This window comes from Blautia hansenii DSM 20583 (assembly GCF_002222595.2).
GTDB lineage: Bacteria > Bacillota > Clostridia > Lachnospirales > Lachnospiraceae > Blautia > Blautia hansenii.
The window spans coordinates 2,120,713-2,144,475 of sequence record NZ_CP022413.2; the positions used below are offsets into that span (position 1 = coordinate 2,120,713).

A 23,763-nucleotide genomic window follows, 5' to 3' on the forward strand; every position below is an offset into this window, starting at 1 on the left:
TTATGCAAGGGAAAGAAAATATCTGTGGATATTTCAAAACTCTTTTGGTAGAATAAGATATAAAAATACAGGAGTCTAAAAACATGAAATCAAAAAATACAATCAAAGATTTTTCTATTATTACTTTAGGAATGTTTATCGTTTCCGCCGCTGTGTATTTTTTCTTAATTCCCAGCGAAATTGTAGTGGGAAGTATCTCCGGCTTGTCCATGGTACTGTCTCAGCTTTTGGGTATTCCCATTTCCCTGATTACCTTCATTTTAAATGCAGTTCTGCTGGTTATCGGATTTATTTTCATCGGAAAGGATTTCGGTGCAAAAACCATTTACACCTCTATGCTGCTGCCGGTTTTCCTCTGGATTTTTGAAATGCTGTTTCCGTTTTCCGGCTCTCTTACCCAAAATCAGGTGTTTGATTTAGCAGCTTATATTTTAATCATAGCTTTGGGACAGGCGCTTCTGTTTCATGTCAATGCCTCTTCCGGAGGACTTGATATCGTTGCCAAAATCATGAATAAATTTATGCACATCGAGCTTGGAAAAGCAGTTACCTTAGCAGGGCTTTTCACTGCAATGACCTCTATTTTTGTCTATGATGTTTCCACTTTAATCATCAGTATTCTGGGAACTTACGGCAACGGTCTTGCCGTAGATTATTTCATTGACGGCTTTAACAAACGAAAACGTGTGTGCATTATATGCGATGATTACAAGGACATTCAGGACTACATTTTAAATGATTTGAAACGTGGTGTAACTCTTTATACGGCACAGGGCGCTTACGATGAAAAGCATCGCACAGAACTGGTTACTATTCTTGCAAAACAGGAATACCGCCTGCTTTTAAACTATCTGCACACAGCACAAAAGCAGGTATTTGTAACGGTTTCCACTGTAAATGAAGTCATTGGGGAATGGAATAAACACAAGTAAGCTTGCCTTACTTCACCCAGAAACTGATGCCGATAGCAGCCAGCAAAATCCATCCTGCATTTCCTGCTGTTTTGCAGGATAATGTAAGCTTATAAATTATCCAAAAACAAAGAATGACACTGACAATAAAAATAAGAATGTCCAAAACAAGAACATGTGTCCCTAAAATCGCCGTATAAAAATAAAAAAATGCCGGTATAGACAACGAACCGATTACAATACCGACAGGCACAGAAGGTACGATACAAGGATACGCTTCTTTCCATTTCTTTATTAAAAATAACCCATACAACAGGGTTGGGAAAAACAATAATTTTACATGCTCCCATACAGACTCATCTATCGGAAAAAAGATGGCTGCTATGGGATTTTTTCCCGTCCATTCATAGACAAAATGTGCCAGCGTACCTACAATAACAGAAAATACAATACCTATTCCAATATCTCTTTTCAATGCTTTCATATAAAACCCCTTTTTCATTATTATATGGAGTTTTTATCCTTCTATTCTATGTAAATACAGCCCCGGTATTTTAACCGAGACTGTATCCAAAACCAAATTATCGATTACAATTATCCTTACAGCTTGCTTTACACGGCATATCAAAGCTGGGATTAAAAGCATAGAAGTTTTTAGAGTCCAGTTCCTCCTGCACGCATCTTAAAGCTTCACCGAAACGCTGGAAGTGCACAATTTCTCTGGCTCTTAAAAACTTAATCGGCTCAATAATATCCGGATCATCTACCAGACGCAGGATATTGTCGTAGGTGGTACGCGCCTTTTGTTCTGCTGCCATGTCTTCAAATAAGTCTGTAATCGGATCGCCTTTTGACTGAAACTCACAGGCATTAAAAGGAATTCCGCCTGCTGCCTGAGGCCATATTCCTACGGTATGGTCTACATAGTAAGGTGCAAATCCTGATTTTTCGATTTCTTCCATAGACAGGTTTTTGGTAAGCTGATGCACGATAGTCGAAACCATTTCAAGGTGTGCCAGCTCCTCTGTTGCAATGTCATTTAAAGTCCCCATTGCCACTCTGTTCGGCATAGTAAATCTCTGGGAAAGATATCGCATAGATGCTCCCATTTCTCCGTCCGGTCCTCCATACTGGCTCATAATCACCTGAGCAGCTCTGGCATCCGGCTTTTTGATATTTACAGGAAACTGTAATCTTTTTTCATAATTCCACATACCTTAGCATCCTCCTTCCCACGGCCACGGCTGCATTACCCATTCCCACCGGCGACTGCAAGTATCCTTTGCGGTATCAATGGTCAGCGGTCCGTAGAGTCTTGCATATTCCTGCAATGCTTTTTCCCGCATTTCTGACATTTCTTCATAGTAGGCAAGTGCTTTTTCATCACAAGGATGGGTATCCAGATATAAGGTAATATCGTTCACCGCAAAGCTCACTTCATTAATCTTTTGCAGAAGTTCTTTTCTTGCATACATATCGTTTTTCGTCATCTGCAAACACCTCTCTTTCCACAGAACGGCATACAAAGCTCAGGAAAAATCGTTCCTACCTGAAGCGCTTTTTGCAAGTGAAACGTATTGATAAAATTCTGACACGGTACATAAGCCATGGCTAAAGGAAGATGGTCTGCATGTGCATAAACGCCCATATCTTCAATTTTATCACAACAACAGTCGGACGCAGTTCTCGGCATACAAGAGGCTTGCGTCGGCATTTCCCTTGGTTTCATTTTACAATTACAAGAGCGGGAAACTCCATAATTCATACGATAATTATCCATAATTTCACCCCTATACATAAACAGAAATTTTTCTGTTATGACGTTACAGTAATATTTTATGGAAAAACGCATAAAATGTTCCCCGCTCTTTTTTAACGCAATGCTTTTTTCAGTTTTTCTATCATTTCATCCACGTGCTCTTTCTCCACAATAAGAGGCGGTACAAGACGCAGTACATTTCCCTGTGCCTGAATGACCAGTAATCCTTCCTCCATGGCTTTTGTGCACACTTCTGCTACCGGCTGTTTCAAAACAATCCCCTGTATCAGACCTTTCCCTCTTCTTTCCAAAACACAGTCCAATTCTTCTGTTAAACTGTCTAATTTATCTTCCAAATAAGGGGTAATTTCTTTTACATGTCCTAAAATATCTTCTTCTTCAAAGATATCGAGAACTGTTTTTACAGCTTTACATGCTAACGGATTTCCTCCGTAGGTTGCTCCGTGGTCTCCCGGTTTTAAGGAATTTTCCGCTACCTTTTTTGTCACTGCAAAAGCGCCTACCGGAATACCGCTTCCAATTCCTTTTGCCATTGCAAGAATATCCGGTTTCACTCCGTAGCCCTGCCATGCAAACATAGAACCGCTTCTTCCCATACCGCATTGCACTTCATCAAAAATCAACAAAATATCCTTTTCGTCGCAGAGCTTTCGGACTGTTTCCATAAATTCCTGTGTTGCCGGATGAATACCGCCTTCGCCCTGAATTGGCTCTAAAATAATGGCACAAGTCCTATCTGTAACCAGTTTTTTTACACTTTCAATGTTGTTAAATTCTGCAAAAGACACACCGGGAACTAAGGGTTCAAAAGGCGTTCTGTATGCCTCGTGCCCTGTGACAGACAACGCTCCGAAGGTACGTCCGTGAAAAGAATTTTCCATGGCAATAAATTGATATTTGCCGGATTTTTTATTATACGCATATCTTCTGGCTGTTTTCAACGCTCCTTCTATGGCTTCAGCGCCGCTGTTTGTAAAAAATATTTTATCCATCTGTGCGTATTGATTTAATTTTTCGGCAGCCTCGGCACAGTTCTTATGATAATACAGATTGGAGGTATGATAGAGTAAATCAATCTGTTTTTTTAACGCTTTTGCCAGCTTTTTATTTCCGTATCCCAGCGCAGAAACAGCAAATCCCGCCCCAAAATCCAGATATTTTTTACTGTTTTCGTCATATAAATACATGCCTTCTCCGTGTTCAAAAGCAATAGGAAAACGATTGTAAATATGAAGTAGATTTTCTTCTGAAGCTTCTATACTTTTATTCATCATAATACTTATTTTCTCCTTCCTGCAAAATGGCAGTTCCAATTCCTTTATTGGTGAAAATCTCCAGCAACAGGCAATGTGGAATACGTCCGTCTAAAATATGCACACGGGAAACTCCGTTCTCAATAGCATCAATGCAACTGTGTAATTTCGGGAGCATTCCCCCTCCAATACAGCCTGTTTCCATCAATTTCTCTGCATCTTTTACCCACAATTCAGAAATTAAAGTAGATGGATCAGAAGGATCTTTATAAACGCCCTCCATATCTGTCAGGAACGCAAGCTTCTCTGCGTGCATTGCTTTTGCAATAGCGCAGGCTGCATCATCTGCATTGATATTATAAGTATTCCACTCGTCATCCAGCCCCACCGGACACACAATCGGAAGGAAATCTTTTTCCAAAAGGTCGTATAAAACGCTGCTGTTTACCTCTTTAATTTCTCCTACAAATCCAATATCCTTTCCATCTGAATACTTCTTTTCTACTTTTAAAAGACCGCCGTCTTTTCCGCTAATTCCAATGGCACGGACACCCAGACTTTCCACCAGCTGTACCAGACTTTTATTTACTTTTCCTAAAACCATTTCTGCAATTTCCATGGTTTCCTCATCTGTTACACGAAGACCATTGATAAACTGTGGCTCTTTGCCGGTTTTTGCCACCCATTTGCTGATTTCCTTGCCTCCGCCGTGTACTACGATAGGTTTAAATCCAACCAGTTTTAAAAGAGTTACATCTTCGATTACCTTTCTTTTTAAGGCTTCGTCCGTCATGGCGCTTCCGCCGTATTTTACTACGATAATTTTTCTGTTAAACTTCTGAATATAAGGCAGAGCCTCTACTAAAACCTTTGCTTTTTCAAGATATTTTTCCATATTTTTATTCATCTTCTTAGCTCCTATAATCTGCATTGATATCAATATATCCATGTGTCAAATCACAGCCCCACGCTGTTGCTTTTTCTGTTCCTGTTTTTATATCTGCCACAACACAAACCTCTGCCTGTGATAAGATTTCTGTTGCTTTTTCCTCACTGTAATTCAGAGCCATTCCGTTTTCTACAAGCTTTAATTCTCCTGCGCTGCTCTGTATAAACAAGTCTGTTTTTTCCGGTTCAAATTCCACTCCTGCATAACCCATGGCACAGAGAATTCTGCCCCAGTTGGCATCATGTCCTGCAATGGCTGTTTTCGTAAGATTGGAGCAAATCACAGATTTTGCCAACGTTTTTGCCTGTTGCTTCGTCTCTGCTCCCTGAACCGTCACCTCCAAAAGAGCGGTAGCTCCTTCTCCGTCACCGGCGATTTTCTTTGCCAAGGTTGTATTGACTTCATGAAGGGCTTCTTTAAAAATTTCAAACTCCTTTGTGCCTTTTTGAATTTCCTTATTTCCTGCCATCTGGTTGGCTAAAAGCAAAACTGTGTCATTGGTAGAGGTGTCTCCATCCACAGAAATCATGTTATAGGTTTCTTCCACATCACTGCTCAAAGCCGCCTGCAACGCTTCTTTTGAAATCACCGCATCTGTTGTAATAAACGCCAGCATGGTACACATATTGGGATGTATCATGCCTGAGCCCTTTGCCATTCCGCCAATAGTCACGGTTGTTCCGTCAAGTTCAATGGTTACTGCTGCTTCTTTTTCTTTTGTATCCGTAGTCATAATCGCCTTCGCAGCCAAATTTCCCATTTCCAAGCCTTCCGCTTTTTCTTTGGCAAGTAAATGCACACCGTCCTTCATCTTTTCTACCGGAAGCTGCATGCCAATCACTCCGGTAGAACCGATTAGTACGCTTTCCATTTCGGTTTCCAGCGCTTTTGCCGCCTCTTTTGCCACTTCCTTGCAGCATTCCATTCCTGTTTCTCCTGTACAGGCATTGGCAATTCCGGAATTGATAACAACAACCTGTGGCTTGACGTTACTTTCCACTACTTTTTTATCCCATTTTACAGGGGCTGCTTTCACCACATTTGTGGTAAAAGTACCGGCTGCTTCACAAGGCTTTTGGCTATATACCAAAGCCATATCGGTTCTTCCCTGATATTTAATTCCCGCTGCTGCGGACGCTGCTTCAAACCCTTTTGCGGCAGTTACTCCGCCCTTTATTTTCTTCATTTTATCCCTCCTGCTGCACATTAAACTGTGTAATATTCTCTGTATTTAAAATAAAATCATAATAGTTTAAGTCCTGTCTTTGCTGCCATCCAATAGTATTCCAAAAGGTATTTCCGATATCGTTCTGAGCAAAAGCAATTAAAGAAACATGGTTAATTCCTTCTTTTTGCAGTGCATCCATAACCGCCACCACCATGGCTTTTCCAATCCCTTTTCTTCGATATTTTTCATCTACACATACATGATAAAGACAGCCTCTGCGTCCGTCATGTCCACATAAAATTGCCCCCACAATTTTCGAATTTTCCACTGCTACTACACTGGTATTTGGATTTCTTTCCAGAAATTTTCTCACTCCTTCTTTTGAGTCATCAATACTGCGAATTCCAAATCCCTGTATCTTTTTCCATAAGCTGTATACTTCCTCGTAGTCCTCAATTACCATTGTTCTTATCATGCTGTCACCTCTCCTATGGAAACATGGGAATAAGCTCAAGTCCCTCTTTTTCATCTAATCCAAACATTAAATTCATATTCTGTACTGCCTGACCTGCCGCACCTTTTACCAGATTGTCAAGAGCGCCCATGACAATAATTCGGTTGGTTCTTTCATCAATCTGAAAACTGATATCTGTATAATTGCTTCCCTCTACCCATTTTGTTTCCGGATATACATTCTTTTCCAAAACACGAACAAATTTTTCTTCACCATAGTATTTATCATAGACTTTTTTTACTTCTTCATAAGTAACTTCTTTTTTTAGTTTTGCATACTCTGTAACTAAAATTCCTCTGTTCATTGGTACAAGATGAGGGGTGAAATTCAAAACAATTTCCTCTCCTGCCGCATATCCCAACTGTTCTTCTATCTCCGGTGTATGACGGTGATTTCCAACGGCATACGCTTTCATATTTTCATTTACTTCACAGAAAAGATTGTCAATTTTTGCTCCCCGTCCTGCTCCGGAGGTACCGGATTTTGCATCAATAATCAAGGTATCTGTGTCAATCAAGCCTTCTTTTACAAGGGGATATGCCGACAAAATGGAACAGGTAGTATAACATCCCGGGTTTGCCACAAGCCTTGCATTTTTAATTTTTTCCCTGTTGATTTCACATAATCCGTATACTGCTTCTGGAAGAAACTGTGGACTTTTATGTGTGATTTTATACCATTTTTCATAGACAGACACATCTTTTAAACGAAAGTCAGCACTTAAATCTATGATTTTAACTTTTGAAAGGATTTCTTCATTCACAAGAGAAGAACACAGTCCCTGTGGCGTTGCGGTAAAGATTACATCTACCTGTTCTGCCAGTGTTTCTATATCGTCGTCCATACAGGCGGCATCTACAATCTGAAACATATTTCTGTAAACGTCCGCATACTTTTTGTCAAGATGACTTCTGGAACCATACCATTTAATTTCTGCATTTTTATGCCCGGTTAAAATTCTTACAAGTTCTCCGCCTGCATATCCCGTAGAGCCAATAATTCCTACTTTAATCATCTCATTCTTCCTTTCTCTCTATCCTGTCTTTCATAAAATTCTTACTTTTATGTATATTTAAAATTTTATTTTGCATAATTATACATCTACTTTTTCGATTATGCAAGAGTTTTTTCATTTTTTGTCAACTGCTTTTCTGTTGCTGTGTACGCAAAAGGAGTTGTCACTTTAAATGTCATACAGAAATATTTATACACTTTTAGCGAATTTGTCGAGCACGCTTTGAGATTACAAGCTCAAAGTGAGCACAGACTGAGCATAAAATGTATAAATATTTTTTGATATGCACCTAAAGTAACAACTCCCTTTTATTCTTCACTGTCTAAAATTTTCTGTATGGTATTTTTCACCAATTCAAAAGCCGTGGAATTCATACCGCTGTTAATGACAATATCTGCCGTACTTCTGGTAGGCTCTACATATAAATAGTGCATAGGCTTTACCGTTGTCAGATACTGCTCTACCACTCCTTCGATATCTCTTCCTCTTTCCTTTACGTCTCGGATAACACGGCGTAAAATTCTCTCGTCCGCATCTGCTTCTACATAGATTTTAATATCCATCAAATCCCGCAGACGTTCATCTGCCAACACAAGAATTCCCTCTAAAAGAATAACCTTTTTCGGTTCAACGGTCTGAACCTCACCGGAACGATTATGCTGTGTATAATCATATACTGGACATTGTATGCTCTTGCCTTCCTTCAGCTCCTGAAGCTGCTGTACCAAAAGCTCGGTTTCCATTGCATCCGGATGGTCGTAATTAGTTTTCTTACGCTCCTCTAAAGGTATATCACTTTGGTCACGATAATAATTATCATGATAAATGACTGCTACATTATCTTTAAATTCATCTCTTAATCGGTTTGTAAACGTTGACTTTCCGGAGCCTGTTCCTCCGGCAATTCCTATAATCACACTTTTCATATTTTTTCCCATCCGTATTTTACTGTTTTTTACTTCGTTTTCATGCGCCCTTATTATATAATTTACACCTTTTACTGTCAACGGTAATTTCGTTATTCCTCACGCTCAAAATACTGCTCAAGAACCGCCTTATCCTTGCCCACTACATAGCCGCTTCCTCCTAAATCCTTTACATTCTCTACCATACTGATAAGCATAATAGGTTTTTCTGCCTCTTTTTCTGCGGTAAAGCTGCAAAACCAGCCGATTTCCGTTCCCTCTGTGTCTTCCTGAGAGTCCTTGATTTCTGCAGTTCCTGTCTTTCCTGCCAGTAAAATATCATCTCTGCGCAGAGCATAGCCTGTGCCGTTTGGATCATTTACCACCCCAATCAGCCCTTCCATAATTGCCTTTACATGTTCCGGTGAAAATACGCCCTCCAGCCATGCTTCTCCCTGCTTTTCCTCCTGATATTCCAGAGAAGGCTTGAGCATATTTCCGTCATTTAAAAAGGCAGTATACATACTTGCCAGATGCAGCGGATTGACTAAAATCTGTCCCTGTCCGTAACCGCTGTCCGCCAGTTGAATTTCTGTTTCAATCTGCCCGTTATTGGCATACTGAGACGGTGACATTTGAATTTCAAAAGGCAATTCCTGTTTAAATCCAAGCCCTTCCAAGCCCTTCATAAAGTTCTCCTGACCGATTTTTAAGGCTGCCTTTGCAAAGTAAATATTGTCTGAACATATCAACGCATTTTTCAAAATAACCGGTTCGTAAACATGCAAGGTCGTCACTTTATAATCTCCCCATGAGGAGCTTTGCTGCCAAGAAAGTCCCTCGTTTCCAAAGTCTTCCTCCGGTGTAAAAGCACCTGTTTTCAGTCCTATTCCGGCCACGATGGGTTTCAAAGAAGAACCCGGACACCAAATCTGCCGAAAGCGATTATATAAAGGCAAATTTGCATCTTCATTTAAGCTTGTCCATCTTTCCGAAGACATTCCCGTAATAAATTCATTGTTATCAAAGGACGGTGTGCTCACCAAAGCCAATACTTCCCCTGTGTACGGATGAATTGCCACAGAGCATCCTCTATCCTCCCGAAACTGTTCGTATAAGCTTTTTTGAAGCTCTGCATCAATGGTTAATAGAATGTTCTCTCCGTCTTCTTTTATCTTGCTTGCCACAACTTCCTTTTCTGTTCCATCTTCGGAAAAAATAGAGATTTTGCATCCGTCCTGCCCCTTTAAACGTTTCTCAAAAAGACCTTCCATACCGCTTCTTCCGATTACGCTGTTAGCATGATATCCTTCTCCTTTATGGGCTTCCAAATCCTCTGCCGTCACTGCCTGCACATAGCCGATTAAATGAGACGCTGCCTCCTTCAAGGGATAGCTGCGCACCTCCACATCGGAAAGCATAACTCCGGAAATTTCCAACAGCTTGTCTTCTGTTTCCTGTTCTCCCGAAATAGTTGCAACAGGTACAAAAGAGTCCTCTTTTACCCATTCTGCTTCTAATTTACTCTGTATTCCCTCCGGTTGAATTTGCAGGATTTCCCCTAATTTCTGAAATGCTTCTTCTTTATTTTCTAATTTGCCCGGCACAATTCCCACAGAGGTTGCAAGTCCTTTTCCTGCAAGCATCCTTCCGTTTCTGTCTAATATCTGACCTCTCTGTGCCGGTATGGTCTCCACCTGTATTTTATCTGTTCTTGTGAGATTTGGTATGATTAAACTGTCCTTCCAGCGTAATTTATAACCTTCCTTTGTGTCAACAAAAACAGCTTTATTATCAAATTCCACAACGCCTGCCAATGTATCAAAGGCTGTATGATAAGAAACAGGAACTTCTTTTCCTTCCTTTTTCCCCACCTGAATTTCTGTAATTTTTAAATTTTCAACTTCCATTCCCTCATAAATTTTCGAATTTCTCTCCAGAAATTTTTCTTCTTTTACAGATTTTGTGTCAATCATGGAATACATTTCTTCATATTCTTTCTTTTCAATATGCGCCATATATTCCTTCAGTAAATCTTCCGGTTTTTCTTTTATCATTACCCGAAAAGCAAAAATTCCTACAACAGCAAAAATTACCAGTATGCTTAAACTAATTGCCGCATATTTTAACTTTTTTTGCCTTCTTTTTTTCTTCTTCATAAAGCCCTCCTACCTGAATTATTTCATTTTTTCTTTAATCTTACATCTGTAAGATTTGAAAGTCAAGAAATATTTCAGCTAATAAAAAAGACTGCCACAAAACGACAGTCTTTTTTACAATTTTAAAATCCCGGTTTTCCTAAAAGGGCAAACATATTGCTTTTATAACTCTCTACACCCGGTTGGTCAAAAGGATTTATTCCTCCGATATAGCCGCTCACTCCGCAGGCAAACCAGAAAAAACAGAACATCTGTCCTAAGGTGTATTCATCCTGTTTTGGAAGTTTTATCCGCATGACAGGTACGTTTCCTGTTTCGTGTGCTAAAATTGTGCCTTCCATTGCCGCATGATTGACAAATTCCATGCTCTTTCCTGCCAGATAATTCAATCCGTCTAAATCCTCTGCCGCCTCAGGAATAAAAACATTTCTTTCTGTTTCTTCCACATAGAGTACGGTTTCAAATAAAATTCTGGCTCCGTCCTGTATATATTGTCCCATAGAATGTAAATCTGTGGTTAAATCTACGGATGCAGGGAACAGACCTCTTTGATTTTTTCCTTCACTCTCTCCATAAAGCTGTTTCCACCACTCTGAAAAATAATGAAGGCTTGGTTCATAATTTGCCAGAAGCTCAATTTCTTTTCCTTTTCTCAAAAGAAGGTTGCGACATGCCGCATATTGTAAAGAGGGATTTTCTTCGTAAGGTGCTTCCAACACTCTCTGACGCATATCTGCTGCGCCCTGCATCAAAGCTTTTATATCTGCTCCGCTTACGGCAATCGGCAAAAGACCGACTGCTGTAAGAACGGAATATCGCCCTCCTATGTCGTCCGGTATCACAAAGCAGGTATAGCCTTCTTTGTCTGCCATTTTCTTCAATGCTCCGTTTGCCTTATCTGTGGTGGCGTAAACACGTTTTGCAGCTTCTTTTTTTCCGTATTTTTCTTCTAATTTCTGCTTAATAATACGAAAAGCCACTGCCGACTCTGTGGTCGTTCCTGATTTGGAAATCACATTGACAGAGAAGTCGCATCCTTCCAGCATATCCTCCAAGTCTGCCAGATATTTTGAGGAATTCGAGTTTCCGCAAAAATAAATGCGGGGTGCTTTTCGTTTTTCATCCGGCAAACTGTTAAAAAAGCTGTGGTGCAAAAATTCTATTGCAGCTCTTGCGCCTAAATAAGAACCGCCAATTCCCACTACTAAAAGTACATCGGAATTCTGCCTAATTTCTTCTGCTGCCTGTAAAATTCTTTCAAATTCTTCTTTGTCATACGCAACAGGGTGATTTAACCAGCCTGTGAAATCATTTCCTGCTCCATCTCTTTTTACAAGAGTATTTCTTGCATGCTCCACCGTAGATTTGAAGTTTTTCAACTCCTCGTCAGGTATCCATTTAGAAAGATTTAAGTGTTCAAATTCAATTTGTCTGCTCATGACCTGCCTCTTTTCTTCCTATTTATTTACAACATTCTGTGGAGTTCCTTCCACATAAGCTTTCAGATTTTCATAGGCACAATCCATAATTCTCTGTCTGCTTTCCTTCGGCGCCCATGAAATATGCGGCGTAATAATGCAGTTTTTTGCCTTTAATAAAGGATTATCTCCCTTAATCGGTTCTGTGGATACCACATCCAGTCCTGCTGCATAAACTTTACCTGAATTTAAGGCATCTGCCAAATCCTGCTCTACTACAAGAGGTCCTCTTGCATTATTCAAAATAATAACGCCGTCCTTCATCTTGGCAATATTTTCTTTGTTGATAATTCCCTCTGTCTCAGGAAACAGCGGACAGTGCAGAGCAATCACATCTGATTTTTCCAGCAGTTCGTCTAAGGACACATATTCTGCAATGGCTTTTCCTGTTTCATTCGGATAAGAGTCATAGGCAAGAACGTGCATTCCCATAGCCTTTGCCAGTTTGCCTGTGGTCTGTCCGATTTTTCCAAATCCGATGATACCCATGGTTTTGTTATCCAGCTCAATTAAAGGGTAATCCCAGTAGCACCAGTCTTCATGGTTCTGCCATTTGCCTTCGTGTACCGTTTCATTATGATGTCCGATATGGTGACAGATTTCCAGAAGAAGCGCCATTGCAAACTGTCCTACGGATGCTGTTCCGTAAGTCGGCACATTGGTGACCGGTATTCCTTTTTCCTTTGCGTACTGGTAATCCACTACATTGTAACCGGTTGCCAGCAGACTAATCATCTTCATGTTTTTACAGGTGTCAATTACATGCTTGTTAATCGGTGTTTTATTGGTATAGACTACCTCGGCGTCTCCAATGCGGGAAATAATTTCCTCGTCATTATCTACGGGTGTTCTGTCATATACAACAAGCTCTCCAAATTCTTTCAGAGCATCCCAGCTTAAATCGCCGGGATTTTCTGTGTAACCGTCTAATACAACAATTTTCATAATATAAAAACCTCCTTACTGCTATGCTCCGAAAATCAATTCTACCGGAGCCGTGATAATCTGCGGGAATATAATAAAGATGCAAAGAGAAATTGCAATCAGCAAAATCCACGGTACAGATGCCTTTATAATCCTCTCAAGAGGTATTCCCGTAACATTTTCCGCTGCATACAAGCATACTCCGACAGGTGGTGTAATCAAACCAAAGGATAATGTAATAACTAAAAATACTACAAAGAATAACGGTGATACGCCTACTGCCTGTACTGCCGGCAATAAAATCGGTACTAAAATGAAGATAGCTGCCGTTGCATCCATAAACATACCTACAACAATTAAGAATGCGTATAACACAAACATAATGATAATACGATTATCTGATATTCCTGTAATCATATTAGCTACCTTTGACGGAAGTCCATCTAACTCAAAGAGTAAAGATGCCGGTTTTGCTGCGATTGCCACGAATAAGATTGTTCCTGTGGATCTTGCGTTTTTACAGATAATTCTCGGAATATCTTTCCATGTCAAATTTTTGTATACGTAAATGGATACTAAAATCGTGTAAACAACGGCAATAGCCGCACCTTCTGTGGGTGTGTAAAAGCCTGTATATACGCCGCCTAATAAAATAACCGGTGTCAAAAGTGCAGGAATTGCATTTATAAACGCTTTTCCCAGCTTTTTGGCTTCAAAAGAAGTACGGTCTCCAATTCCATGCTTCTTGCAGTATAAGTAATTATACACCATAAAAATCAATCCGATAATAATTCCCGGAATTAAACCTGCCAAAAGAGCTTTTCCGATGGAAACATTTGCCGTTGCCGCTGCGTTAATCATCAAAATACTGGGCGGAATAACGGAAGCCAACATAGAACCGGACAAGTTGATTGCCGTTGCATAATCCTTTGGATATCCTTTTTTGCTCAAGGCGTTAATACTCATCTTACCGATAGATGCAATCGCTGCCACAGAAGAACCGGACATCCCCGCAAAAATCATATTTACCACAACCGATACATGACCTAATCCGCCGTAAATCCAGCCAACCAGAGCTTCTGCAAGTCCGTAAATCTTATCTGCCACACCGCCCTCGTCCATCAATGAACCGCACAGAATAAACAGAGGAACAGCAACCATAATAAAGCTGTTCATAGATGTAAACATAGACTGTGCAGCTAAGGAAAGCGGTATATCAGACATGGTTACAATGCAGATAACTGCTGATGCTCCCAAAGATACTGCAATGGGTACTCCCAGAAACATCAATACAATGAAAATAATAATCAATGCCCAACTCATAATCTATCACCCCTGTTCCAATGCCTTTTGTTTTTCTGTTTCTTTGTCTCCGATTGCCACCTTTTCGTGGTGTTCAAGGAAACTTTCTGCCACACCGATAATTCCAAGCACACCTGCTATGGGCTGGCAAATACCGATTACCCACATAGGAATTGCCAATGCTGTTCCCATTTCCTTCATCATAATCTGCTGGCGTACAACTTCAATACCCCATATAATCATAAATCCGAAAAATGCAACAACAATTACCGCATATAAAATTTCACTGAATTTTTTCAGCCACTTAGGTCCTACCTGTAAAAGCAAGGTAACACGAGATGACTCTGCCTGATTAAATCCTGATGCCAAAGCCACAAACATCATCCATAAAAACAGGTAACGGCTGGTTTCTTCTGTCCATGGGAAGGGATGTCCGATTACACGTCCGATAATCTGCAAAAGAATAGTCACCAGCATTCCCACAACCATAATTGCCAAAATTACATTTTCTACTTTATTTACACATCCAAATACCTTTGAAATGACACTTTTCTTTTTCTCCATGAAAATTCCCCCATTGCTCTATTCTGCTTTACCACAAAATTCAGCAGTAGCGTCAAACAGCTCATCATCTTTAATCAGCTCTTTAAATTTGTCATAGCAAGATTTAGAAACTTCAACAAATTTTTCACGGTCTTCCTCTGAAATGTCATTGTATTCCATACCGTTTTCTTTTAAAGTATCCAGTGCTTTCTGGTCTTCTTTTTCCATAAATTCCACATTCCACTGCTGTACTTCTTCACCTGCTTTTGTAATTGCCTCCTGCTGCTTGTCACTTAAACTGTCATACAATTTACTGTTAATTCCCACAAGCCATGTATCAGCCATGTGATCTGTTCCTGATATGTATTTCTGTACCTCATAAAATTTATTAGAATATGGTACGTCAATTGGGTTTTCCTGTCCATCCAAAGTATTTAGCTGTAACGCATTGTAAACCTCTGAGAAATTCATTGGTGTTGTAACTGCACCACATGCTCCGAAGAATTCTACATACAAGGAGTTATTTGGAACTCGTAATACCATACCATCTAAATCTTCCGGTGCATTTACAGGGCGAACAGAATTGGTTACTTTACGCATAGATCTTGTCCATTTACCAACTGTTGTAATACCCATATCTGATACTCTGTTCATTAATTCTGTTCCCACATCACTGTTTAAGTAATCCAAAAACTGCTGCTGATCATCAAACATATACGGAACAGAAATCACATTATATCCAGGTTCAAAACTTGCATAAACAGAACTTGCCAATATCAACATCTGTAAAGATCCTGCTGAAAGCTGTTTAATACCTGCTGCTGTATCACCACCGTACAAAGAGCCATTTCCAGACACTTTAAATTCAAGGCTTCCATCTGAATACTCGTTGGCACGCTTTGCAAATTCCTCTGCTGCCTGATAAATATAGGATACATCAGGGTCTGGAACAGAAATAGTAATACTAACTTTTTTCTCTTTAGAGTCTCCATCCACTGTTTCATTTTTACTTCCACATCCTACTAATCCTGTGCACAGCATTGCCATAGTAAGTATTCCCGCTAAAATTTTTTTCTTCATACGTAATCCCTCTCCTATTTCAAATTTGTATTAATTTTGTAAAGCTCCTTCACCTGCTGATATAATCGAATGTAAATTTGATAATTCTTTTCATAAACATCCTGATACTTATCACTGCTGGTAACTTTCTTATATAGTTTTTTCTCTACCTTTTCAGAAGCTTCTACCGGATCTTTAAAAATTCCTGCTCCCACTCCAGCCAGCAATGCAGCTCCCACAGGTGCCATATCGTTCATGTCCAAAATTTCTATGGTTTTTCCTGTAATATCTGCTTTCATCTGTGCCCAGAGGTCGCTTTTTGCTCCTCCTCCGATAGATGCAAATTTCTCTAATTTTTCCCCTGTTACTTTCTCTGCGATTTCACATAATTGGCGAAGGCCATAATCACAGCCTTCCATAACTGCACGATTAAATTCTTTTCTTTCACTTTTTAAAGATACTCCGAAAAATACACCTCTTGCATAGGGGTCCCATACAGGGCTTCTTTCTCCCTGCATATAGGGAAGAAAAACAACTCCGCCACATCCGGGGGCTGCTTTCTCTGCTTCTTCATTCATAAGTGTAAAAGAATTTTTCTTGCTTCCTGCTGCTTCTTCCATTAAATCCTGACAAAATTTATCACGAAACCACTGATAGGCTGCTCCTGTATAAGACATAGCCCCCTGGTAAATCCAGGTTCCTTCTACCACATGGCAACGATTGATAAAACTTTTATCAAACTTTGGCTTATCTACACAAATAGTCAAAACATTTGTTGTTCCTACTGACTCACAAGCATCTCCATTGGCTTTTACACCTGCTGCCAAAGTAGCACAAGGTGTATCTGCTCCTCCGATTACCACCGGAGTTCCTTTGGAAATTCCCAGTGAAATAATATCTTCATTTATAAGACCGCCTACTACTTCAGAAGAATTCATCAATGGCGGTAATTTTTCTTTTGCAATTCCGATAGTTTCACAAAGGTAATCAGACCACTGTCCTTTATGACCTTTCTGTGTTTCAAATAAATTTGTATAAGAAGCATTGGAATAATCTATTGCAAAATTCCCAGTCATTTTCTGTGCCAAAACAGTATTAATATGACCAAAATATTTTGTTTTCTCATAAATTTCCGGTAAATTTCTCTTAATCCACAGCATGGAAGTACCGGAATGTGCTCCTGCCATACAGTTGTTTGCTGTAATATCAAAGAGCTTTTCACCCCCCACTGCTGCTTTTATTATTTCTGCTTCTTCTGTGCTTCGTCTGTCGGAATAAATAATAGGCTCTACTAAAATATTTCCTTTTTCATCCATAGCAGCAAGACCGGGGCATAAGCTGGAAATTCCAATACCTGCTATTTTTTCAGGAGAAATCCCCTTCCCCTGAAGCAACAGTCTTATACACTTTAAGTACGCCTGCCACATGCCCTCAGTATCAATATGAACATAATCCTGATTCGGTGTAATAAGAGGATAAGAGCTGCTGCTAATTCCCAGAAGCTTTGCATTTTTATCAATAATTGCTACTTTTATACTTGTAGTTCCTACATCTACTCCCAGTAAGTATTCCTTTTCCATAACTTATAACCCGCCCTTACTTTCTGTTTTCTTAAAACTGTTCGTAATTTTTATCGTTCTCTAACTGTGCCAGAAGCTCTTTTGCTTCTTTTACACTATATCCTTCATGAATAATATAGCGAAGTGCAATTACAAGAGCTGTTACATCTTTGTAATCCCATACAAATCTTCCCATTGTAACACCGCCTACACCACAATCCATGGCATCTCTTGTCATCTGAAGGTAGTCATCTAATGTTTTACAGGAATCGCCACCCTGAATTACAATTCTGAAAGAAGATGGTACACATGCTACAACTTTTGCCATGCTTTCTGGATCTCCTGTATATGTTGTTTTTACAACATCCATACCTAATTCGCAAGCGCTTCGTACACAGTATGCAATATTTTCCCATGAGGTTCTTTCATCTGTTGGTACGCTTTCTCCCTTTGGATAAATATGTCCGATTAAAGGCATTCCCATACGGTCACAGTAGTCAGATACTTCTCCAATTCTTTCAAACTGTTCATTCTGGAAATCTCCTAAGGTCATAGCTCCCATAGATACTGCATCTGCTCCCATGCGGATAGCTGCGTCTACACATCCGAATACAATATCATTGGTAGGTGCAGTAGGAGAATAATTGGAAATTTTCTGTAATACAGAAATACCTGAACCAACATATGGGCCCCAGCATCTTTCCTGAATACCCTTTGTCATAGTCATCGCATCCGGTTTTCCTGCAACAATTTTATCAATCGCTCCCTGAATATCATGAAGACCTGTCATAGGTGCAATTCCTCTGGAAATTGCATGGTCTACGGTAATTGCCATCATTTTGTTGCTCTTTGGATTTACTAATCTTGCTAATCTTACATCTTTTCCCATCATTGCCATAATTACATATCTCCTTTTCGTCTGCTTTTTATTTCTTCTCTTCTTATATTTTTACGGTTCAATTTCGACTTTTAATTCCTTGCCGCTTTTTACAGCCTCGTATGCTTCCTGAAATTCTTCCAGTTTAAATACCTTTGTAATAATCGGTTTCAGATTTACTGCTCCGCTCATAACCATCTGCGCCGCCTCATGATAATCCTGACGTTTATATGCACTGGAACCGCATACATTGATTTCTCCATAATGAATCAAGTTTGGATCAATTTCTGCCATAACACCTTTTGTAAATCCGGCAAACAGACAAACAGAACCTGTCTTTCTTACCAATTCTAAATTAGAATTAACAAGCTGTGGAATTCCAATAGCAATTAAAACAACATCTGCTCCAATTCCATCTGTTTCATTCATAACAATCTGTTTCAAATCTTCTTCTGCAGAATTTACAACAATATCTGCACCACACTCGTAAGCTTTTTCACGTCTGAATTCATTTAATTCGCTAACGATTACTTTACGAGCTCCTGCTGCTTTTGCCAAAATAATGTGCATCAAACCAATAGGTCCTGCTCCGATAATAACGACAACATCGTTAAATTTTACTCCTGCATTTTTCTGTCCTCTCAGACAGCATGATAATGGTTCAATCAATGCACCTTCTCCAAAAGAAACATCATCTGACAGTTTTACTACATTTCCTCCTTCAATCGCTTCTTGAGGAAGCAGAACATATTCTGCAAATCCGCCGTCAAATTCATATCCAATTGCCTTTCTGTTCAGGCAAATATTATCGTGTCCACTTACACACATTGCACAGGAGCCGTCCGGTATTACGTTTTCCACAGCAACTCTGTCTCCTACTTGATATCCCTGTACATTCTCTCCTACTTCACAAATCACACCGCTGATTTCATGTCCGATTACATGTCCATAGCGAACAGATTTTGTTTTCTTTCCTTCCAGAATTCTAATATCAGTACCGCAAATAGCCGTTCTTTTCATTTCCAGCAACATATCATTAGGTCCTATTGTTGGTTTCGGATAATCCTCAACCGTTTTAAAATCATTTGGTGAATATAAAACTACCGCTTTCATGACTTTCTCCTTTCCCTTTCTGATAATTGCATTATAGCACTAATGTAGTAATTTTACAACAATATATTTTCTATTTTTATCATATTTATATGTATTTCATAATTTTATACCGCTTTTATTGTGTATTTTTCTTATATTTATACTTATTTTTGTAATCTCACTACTTTATTTCGCTCTAATTTGTAGTAATTTTACATCCGTTTCATAGGACACAGCTTCCCATGAAACCAAAAAGAGATAGGAGTCCTATCGACTTCCTATCTCTTTTCATTCCTATATTCTTTTATTCTTTATTTACAGATGTTGCAATACGCGTTGCCTTCATCGCTTCAAGAGAACCGTCAAAGTTTTTAAATGCCATCAAAGCAACCAGACAATCCAGCATTGCCAGCTGTGCCAGACGAGCGCTAAAGGACTCCGACTCAAAAATAGTCTTTTCACTGACCACATACAAAGGATAGTCTGCCTTTTCCACTAAAATGTTCTTACTTTTCATTGTCAGTGTAATTATTTTGGCATTTCTCTTTTGTGCTAACTCTATGGTTTCTGCCACATGCAGATTGCTTCCTGAATGTGAAATAGCAAACAGGACGTCCTCCTCTGTCAAAAGGGATGCCGACATAAGCTGCAAATCTTTGTCCTCCTGCAATTCTGCCCTCACACCGATTTTTAACAGCTTATGCTGAAAATCTCTTGCAGATATGGCGCTGCCTCCCGTCCCTACCAGATTTATCCGCCTTGCCTTTAACAGCACATCAGCGACCTTATTCATAACCGAAATATCAAGCTCCTGCTTTGTCTGCTCCAATGCAGAGCTTTCTATTGCAAATATTTTATCGCAAATCTCCGCCGGATTATCGTCCACAGACAAGGACGGATTGTACAATCTTGGTTCCGGCACACTTTGCAGCGCTGCGTTAATCTTATATTCCTGAAACCCTGTATAACCAATACTTTTACAAAAGCGAACAATAGAAGCATCACTGACGCCAATCTCATCTGCCAGCTCCAACAGTGTACTATGAAGACTTTTATCAAAGTTTCCCAATAAATACGCCGCTATTTTTCGCTCTGTTTTCTTGGTATGTTCTCCATCTCTTTTATCTATGAGTCTTTCCCTGCATCCCATCTCTTTCTTCATCATATAATTTTGTTCCTTTCTCCCTATTTCATCCATTTTAACCCGAACTGATGTTAAAACATTAGGAGTATACTCATCCGAAGATAAAATGTAGTATTTCTACAACACTAATTATAGATGAATTTTCTGTTTTTACAAGTCTTTTTTACTGTCCCGCAACCATTTTCTGATTGCGTATTTCCATATACTTTTCTATCAGGCAGTCCAGATTTCTGCTGATATCCAAAACCTTTCCTGAGCCCCATCTCTCTCTTACTGCCATATTTAAAACGTTTCTTGTTTTCTCAATTTCTTCTTTCAGTTCAAGCTCTGTCATTCATTCACCTCTGTATTTTTTATTTAGCCTTTGTCATTCTGTCTTTTTTATACATTGAAACGGAATAAGATTACATCTCCGTCCTGTACTACATATTCTTTTCCTTCCATGCGCACAAGACCTTTTTCTCTTGCCCCTGCATAAGAGCCGCAATCTAATAAGTCCTGATAATTTACAACCTCTGCCTTGATAAATCCCCTTTCAAAGTCTGTATGGATTTTTCCCGCTGCCTGAGGCGCTTTTGTACCTACCTTAATCGTCCATGCTCTTGTCTCATCTTCTCCTGCTGTTAAGAAGCTCAGAAGACCTAACAGACGGTAGCTTGCAACAATCAACTTTTCAAGACCGGACTGCTGAATACCTAAATCTTCCAGAAATTCTTTCTTTTCATCTTCTTCCAGCTCAGAAATTTCCTGTTCGATTTCTGCACATAATGCAAAAACTTCACTTCCTGTTTCTTTTGCATATTCTCTTACTTTTGCCACATACTCGTTGGAAGCTGCATCATCTGCCAAATCATCTTCTGAAACATTTGCTGCATAAATAACAGGTTTCCACGTAAGAAGATTATATTCTTTCATATAAAGCTCCTGCTCTTCTCCGTCAAGTTCCATGGAAGATGCAGGCTTTCCGTCTTCTAAATGCGCTTTTACCTGTTTTAAAAATTCTAATTCTTTTGCCGCTTCTTTATCCATTCTGGCTGTCTTTGTAGTCTTTGCAATTCTTCTTTCCAGAATTTCCAAGTCAGAGAAAATCAGCTCTAAGTTAATGGTTTCAATGTCTCTAAGAGGATCAATACATCCGTCTACATGGATTACATTTTCATCCTCAAAGCATCTGACAACATGTACAATGGCATCTACTTCTCTGATATTTGCCAAAAACTGATTTCCCAGACCTTCACCCTTTGACGCACCCTTTACAAGACCGGCAATATCAACAAATTCAATTACAGCCGGCGTTACCTTTTTAGACTGATAAAAGTCACCTAAAAGTTTTAATCTTTCGTCAGGAACTGCTACAATTCCTACATTGGGATCAATGGTACAAAAAGGGTAGTTTGCTGACTCTGCCCCCGCCTTTGTTAAAGAATTGAATAATGTACTTTTACCTACATTAGGAAGTCCTACGATACCTAATTTCATTTTTCTATTTTCCTCCTTAGAATTCCTTTATTTGATAGGCTTGCGCTTATTGTTACTCTCATCGAGTGCCATAACAAGTGCCACAAACCATCATGTTAATCTCTTTTATTTTTCTTCTGTAATATAAATGTACAAGAAGCTCCAATATAGCAATTCTTAGATTACCACAATAGAGCTTCAAATTCAATGTAAATCAACATTTTCAACGTTGAAAAGTTTATTCCTTTTTTATAATCCCGCTTTTAGATGCTTCCGCTAATTCTTTATGGAAATGCAGTGCCATAAAAGCTGTGACAATAGCAGAAATTATGTCTGCAATCGGCTGCGCATATAATATTCCATTCATTCCCCAAAGTGTCGGAAGAAACAGAATAACAGGAACAAAGCAAATACCTTGTCGGCAAGCTCCAAGAATAAAGCCGGCAGTGCCTTTTCCAAGTGCAAGGAACAATGAAGAATATACGGTATAAAAACCAAAAGGGAAGAATGAGAAGCCGTTTGCCATAAGTGATTTTTGCCCAACAGCAATCATGGCTTCATTTCCATTAGCAAATTGTGAAATAATTTGAGTAGAGAATAGTGCCATAAGTAATCCTGCAATTACACAAAAAATGCTAGACCACAAAATAGAAACTTTTATTGATTGACGTAAGCGTTCAAAATTCTTTGCTCCATAGCTAAATCCTGCAATCGGTTGAAAACCTTTCAAAAATCCGAATACTACTAAAGTTCCCATAGAAGTAACCCTTGTTACTGCTCCCATTCCGGCGATTACTGCGTCGCCATATCCATTTGCAACTCTGTTAATCAATGCAATAGACAAACCGGTAAGAAGCTGAAAAGTTAATGTAGGAACACCAATTTTTAATATTTCTACCATAATTTCTTTTTTGGGTACAAATTCTTTAAGGCTGAATGAAAAAGCACTTTTCTTTCTAAGAACATAAAACAAGTAAACAATCGTAGAAACTATTTGTGAAATCGCTGTCGCAATAGCAGCCCCCGCTACCCCCATATTAAGTGTATAAATAAAAATAGGGTCTAAAACCATATTGATTACTGCACCTAAAAGCAAAGCGCACATAGTTGTTTTTGCTGCACCTTCGCTTGCAACAATATTGTTCATAGTGACATTGAATACATTAAAAATGCAGGAAATCACATAAATTCTTGCATACGTCAGAGCATAAGGCATAATAGTGTCCGTTGCTCCTAAAAGTGACAAAATCGGCTCCAAAAAGATAATTGCAAGAACAATTAAAATAGCTCCTACAAAAACACTTCCATATAGGGCTGTACTTGCAACCTTATTAGCGGTGCTTTTATCGCCTTTTCCTAATAATCTTGAAAGATAGGACGCTGCTCCGTTACCAAACATTAAGCCGAGTCCAACTACGACCTGCCCTAATGGGAAAACAATAGATATTGCTCCCATAGGACTTTCTCCCAATCCACCGACAAAATAAGCGTCCACTAAATTGTAAAGCGCATTTATCAGCATACCAATCATAATTGGGACACCTAATGCCATTAACGCTTTGGGGATAGGTGGCTTCCTAAAAGTTCCATTTTGCTATTACGTTCATTCATTGTAGTAAAAGCTCCTTTCAATTAAATATAAATTATAGTAGTTTAAATTATAGTTTCATCGT

The 23,763-nt window shown here is 39.2% G+C and carries 23 protein-coding genes and 1 pseudogene; 1 reads left to right on the forward strand and 23 read right to left on the reverse strand.

Translation table 11 applies throughout. From position 1 onward, the window contains the following. Positions 1–83: 83 nt before the first annotated feature. Positions 84–932 (forward strand): YitT family protein, encoded by an 849-nt coding sequence (locus tag CGC63_RS10790; protein ID WP_040351089.1) that lies wholly within the window; start codon positions 84–86, stop codon positions 930–932. 7 nt (positions 933–939) lie between these two features. On the opposite strand, the gene CGC63_RS10795 is transcribed toward CGC63_RS10790, so the two are convergent. From CGC63_RS10795 to CGC63_RS10900, 23 genes and pseudogenes are all read right to left on the reverse strand, one after another. After that, positions 940–1,395, reverse strand: a complete 456-nt coding sequence (locus CGC63_RS10795) for a DUF6512 family protein (RefSeq protein WP_009246347.1) — start codon at positions 1,393–1,395, stop codon at positions 940–942. Positions 1,396–1,492: 97 nt separating this feature from the next. Then, entirely contained in the window at positions 1,493–2,125 is a 633-nt protein-coding gene (locus CGC63_RS10800; protein ID WP_003019857.1) for a manganese catalase family protein, read from the reverse strand. A gap of 3 nt (positions 2,126–2,128) precedes the next feature. Beyond that, on the reverse strand, positions 2,129–2,401 hold the full coding sequence (locus CGC63_RS10805) for a spore coat protein CotJB (protein ID WP_003019855.1): 273 nt from the start codon (positions 2,399–2,401) through the stop codon (positions 2,129–2,131). Next, a complete protein-coding gene (locus tag CGC63_RS10810) occupies positions 2,398–2,691 on the reverse strand; it encodes a spore coat associated protein CotJA (RefSeq protein WP_242648450.1) in 294 nt (97 codons plus the stop codon). Before CGC63_RS10810 ends, CGC63_RS10805 begins: the two co-directional genes overlap by 4 nt. A 92-nt stretch (positions 2,692–2,783) precedes the next feature. Further along, on the reverse strand, positions 2,784–3,965 hold the full coding sequence (locus tag CGC63_RS10815) for an aspartate aminotransferase family protein (protein ID WP_003019851.1): 1,182 nt from the start codon (positions 3,963–3,965) through the stop codon (positions 2,784–2,786). Then, positions 3,955–4,851 carry an acetylglutamate kinase gene (argB, locus tag CGC63_RS10820; protein ID WP_009246348.1) on the reverse strand — a complete coding sequence of 299 codons (897 nt, stop codon included), beginning with the start codon at positions 4,849–4,851 and terminating at the stop codon, positions 3,955–3,957. The genes CGC63_RS10815 and argB overlap by 11 nt, the downstream gene beginning before the upstream one ends. A 4-nt stretch (positions 4,852–4,855) precedes the next feature. Further along, the gene (gene argJ / locus CGC63_RS10825) at positions 4,856–6,079 is read right to left on the reverse strand and encodes a bifunctional glutamate N-acetyltransferase/amino-acid acetyltransferase ArgJ (protein ID WP_003019847.1); all 1,224 of its coding nucleotides are present in this window, start codon (positions 6,077–6,079) and stop codon (positions 4,856–4,858) included. A gap of 1 nt (position 6,080) precedes the next feature. Beyond that, complete coding sequence (locus tag CGC63_RS10830) at positions 6,081–6,536, reverse strand: GNAT family N-acetyltransferase (protein WP_003019846.1); 456 nt, start codon at positions 6,534–6,536, stop codon at positions 6,081–6,083. A 13-nt stretch (positions 6,537–6,549) separates the two neighbouring features. After that, positions 6,550–7,590: an N-acetyl-gamma-glutamyl-phosphate reductase gene (argC, locus tag CGC63_RS10835; RefSeq protein ID WP_003019845.1), complete on the reverse strand. Its 1,041-nt coding sequence runs from the start codon at positions 7,588–7,590 to the stop codon at positions 6,550–6,552. Positions 7,591–7,898: 308 nt separating this feature from the next. After that, positions 7,899–8,516: a uridine kinase gene (udk, locus tag CGC63_RS10840; protein ID WP_009246350.1), complete on the reverse strand. Its 618-nt coding sequence runs from the start codon at positions 8,514–8,516 to the stop codon at positions 7,899–7,901. A gap of 92 nt (positions 8,517–8,608) precedes the next feature. After that, complete coding sequence (locus CGC63_RS10845; RefSeq protein ID WP_003019841.1) at positions 8,609–10,654, reverse strand: penicillin-binding transpeptidase domain-containing protein; 2,046 nt, start codon at positions 10,652–10,654, stop codon at positions 8,609–8,611. A gap of 122 nt (positions 10,655–10,776) precedes the next feature. Further along, positions 10,777–12,093, reverse strand: coding sequence for a glucose-6-phosphate isomerase (locus CGC63_RS15535; protein WP_003019839.1), 1,317 nt, complete (start codon positions 12,091–12,093; stop codon positions 10,777–10,779). A gap of 18 nt (positions 12,094–12,111) precedes the next feature. Further along, complete coding sequence (locus CGC63_RS15540) at positions 12,112–13,077, reverse strand: D-2-hydroxyacid dehydrogenase (RefSeq protein ID WP_003019837.1); 966 nt, start codon at positions 13,075–13,077, stop codon at positions 12,112–12,114. 21 nt (positions 13,078–13,098) lie between these two features. Beyond that, positions 13,099–14,379, reverse strand: a complete 1,281-nt coding sequence (locus CGC63_RS10855; protein ID WP_003019835.1) for a TRAP transporter large permease — start codon at positions 14,377–14,379, stop codon at positions 13,099–13,101. Between the two features lie 6 nt (positions 14,380–14,385). Further along, positions 14,386–14,922, reverse strand: a complete 537-nt coding sequence (locus tag CGC63_RS10860) for a TRAP transporter small permease (RefSeq protein WP_003019834.1) — start codon at positions 14,920–14,922, stop codon at positions 14,386–14,388. 18 nt (positions 14,923–14,940) lie between these two features. Next, entirely contained in the window at positions 14,941–15,981 is a 1,041-nt protein-coding gene (locus CGC63_RS10865; RefSeq protein ID WP_003019833.1) for a DctP family TRAP transporter solute-binding subunit, read from the reverse strand. A 14-nt stretch (positions 15,982–15,995) separates the two neighbouring features. Further along, positions 15,996–17,540, reverse strand: coding sequence for a xylulokinase (locus CGC63_RS10870; protein WP_003019832.1), 1,545 nt, complete (start codon positions 17,538–17,540; stop codon positions 15,996–15,998). A 31-nt stretch (positions 17,541–17,571) separates the two neighbouring features. Continuing rightward, a complete protein-coding gene (locus CGC63_RS10875; protein ID WP_003019830.1) occupies positions 17,572–18,417 on the reverse strand; it encodes a class I fructose-bisphosphate aldolase in 846 nt (281 codons plus the stop codon). A 51-nt stretch (positions 18,418–18,468) separates the two neighbouring features. Further along, the gene (locus tag CGC63_RS10880) at positions 18,469–19,509 is read right to left on the reverse strand and encodes a zinc-dependent dehydrogenase (protein ID WP_003019828.1); all 1,041 of its coding nucleotides are present in this window, start codon (positions 19,507–19,509) and stop codon (positions 18,469–18,471) included. 283 nt (positions 19,510–19,792) lie between these two features. Continuing rightward, positions 19,793–20,653 (reverse strand): MurR/RpiR family transcriptional regulator, encoded by an 861-nt coding sequence (locus tag CGC63_RS10885; RefSeq protein ID WP_009246353.1) that lies wholly within the window; start codon positions 20,651–20,653, stop codon positions 19,793–19,795. Between the two features lie 142 nt (positions 20,654–20,795). Beyond that, positions 20,796–20,966 (reverse strand): aspartyl-phosphate phosphatase Spo0E family protein, encoded by a 171-nt coding sequence (locus tag CGC63_RS10890; RefSeq protein ID WP_003019825.1) that lies wholly within the window; start codon positions 20,964–20,966, stop codon positions 20,796–20,798. Between the two features lie 47 nt (positions 20,967–21,013). Next, positions 21,014–22,111: a redox-regulated ATPase YchF gene (ychF, locus tag CGC63_RS10895; protein ID WP_003019822.1), complete on the reverse strand. Its 1,098-nt coding sequence runs from the start codon at positions 22,109–22,111 to the stop codon at positions 21,014–21,016. A gap of 217 nt (positions 22,112–22,328) precedes the next feature. After that, positions 22,329–23,701, reverse strand: a pseudogene (locus tag CGC63_RS10900) (MATE family efflux transporter). Positions 23,702–23,763 lie beyond the last annotated feature (62 nt).

Excerpts from the sequence above, each read along its gene's own strand:
- CGC63_RS10870 (WP_003019832.1), bottom strand. The coding sequence starts at position 17,540 with ATGGAAAAGGAATACTTACTGGGAGTAGATGTAGGAACTACAAGTATA.
- CGC63_RS15535 (WP_003019839.1), bottom strand. The coding sequence starts at position 12,093 with ATGAGCAGACAAATTGAATTTGAACACTTAAATCTTTCTAAATGGATA.
- CGC63_RS10830 (WP_003019846.1), bottom strand. The coding sequence starts at position 6,536 with ATGATAAGAACAATGGTAATTGAGGACTACGAGGAAGTATACAGCTTA.
- argC (WP_003019845.1), bottom strand. The coding sequence starts at position 7,590 with ATGATTAAAGTAGGAATTATTGGCTCTACGGGATATGCAGGCGGAGAA.
- CGC63_RS10805 (WP_003019855.1), bottom strand. The coding sequence starts at position 2,401 with ATGACGAAAAACGATATGTATGCAAGAAAAGAACTTCTGCAAAAGATT.
- CGC63_RS10880 (WP_003019828.1), bottom strand. The coding sequence starts at position 19,509 with ATGAAAGCGGTAGTTTTATATTCACCAAATGATTTTAAAACGGTTGAG.
- CGC63_RS10815 (WP_003019851.1), bottom strand. The coding sequence starts at position 3,965 with ATGATGAATAAAAGTATAGAAGCTTCAGAAGAAAATCTACTTCATATT.
- CGC63_RS10890 (WP_003019825.1), bottom strand. The coding sequence starts at position 20,966 with ATGACAGAGCTTGAACTGAAAGAAGAAATTGAGAAAACAAGAAACGTT.
- CGC63_RS10795 (WP_009246347.1), bottom strand. The coding sequence starts at position 1,395 with ATGAAAGCATTGAAAAGAGATATTGGAATAGGTATTGTATTTTCTGTT.
- udk (WP_009246350.1), bottom strand. The coding sequence starts at position 8,516 with ATGAAAAGTGTGATTATAGGAATTGCCGGAGGAACAGGCTCCGGAAAG.
- CGC63_RS10810 (WP_242648450.1), bottom strand. The coding sequence starts at position 2,691 with ATGGATAATTATCGTATGAATTATGGAGTTTCCCGCTCTTGTAATTGT.
- argB (WP_009246348.1), bottom strand. The coding sequence starts at position 4,851 with ATGAATAAAAATATGGAAAAATATCTTGAAAAAGCAAAGGTTTTAGTA.
- CGC63_RS10800 (WP_003019857.1), bottom strand. The coding sequence starts at position 2,125 with ATGTGGAATTATGAAAAAAGATTACAGTTTCCTGTAAATATCAAAAAG.
- CGC63_RS10860 (WP_003019834.1), bottom strand. The coding sequence starts at position 14,922 with ATGGAGAAAAAGAAAAGTGTCATTTCAAAGGTATTTGGATGTGTAAAT.
- argJ (WP_003019847.1), bottom strand. The coding sequence starts at position 6,079 with ATGAAGAAAATAAAGGGCGGAGTAACTGCCGCAAAAGGGTTTGAAGCA.
- CGC63_RS15540 (WP_003019837.1), bottom strand. The coding sequence starts at position 13,077 with ATGAAAATTGTTGTATTAGACGGTTACACAGAAAATCCCGGCGATTTA.
- CGC63_RS10855 (WP_003019835.1), bottom strand. The coding sequence starts at position 14,379 with ATGAGTTGGGCATTGATTATTATTTTCATTGTATTGATGTTTCTGGGA.
- CGC63_RS10865 (WP_003019833.1), bottom strand. The coding sequence starts at position 15,981 with ATGAAGAAAAAAATTTTAGCGGGAATACTTACTATGGCAATGCTGTGC.
- CGC63_RS10790 (WP_040351089.1), top strand. The coding sequence starts at position 84 with ATGAAATCAAAAAATACAATCAAAGATTTTTCTATTATTACTTTAGGA.
- ychF (WP_003019822.1), bottom strand. The coding sequence starts at position 22,111 with ATGAAATTAGGTATCGTAGGACTTCCTAATGTAGGTAAAAGTACATTA.
- CGC63_RS10885 (WP_009246353.1), bottom strand. The coding sequence starts at position 20,653 with ATGATGAAGAAAGAGATGGGATGCAGGGAAAGACTCATAGATAAAAGA.
- CGC63_RS10875 (WP_003019830.1), bottom strand. The coding sequence starts at position 18,417 with ATGGCAATGATGGGAAAAGATGTAAGATTAGCAAGATTAGTAAATCCA.
- CGC63_RS10845 (WP_003019841.1), bottom strand. The coding sequence starts at position 10,654 with ATGAAGAAGAAAAAAAGAAGGCAAAAAAAGTTAAAATATGCGGCAATT.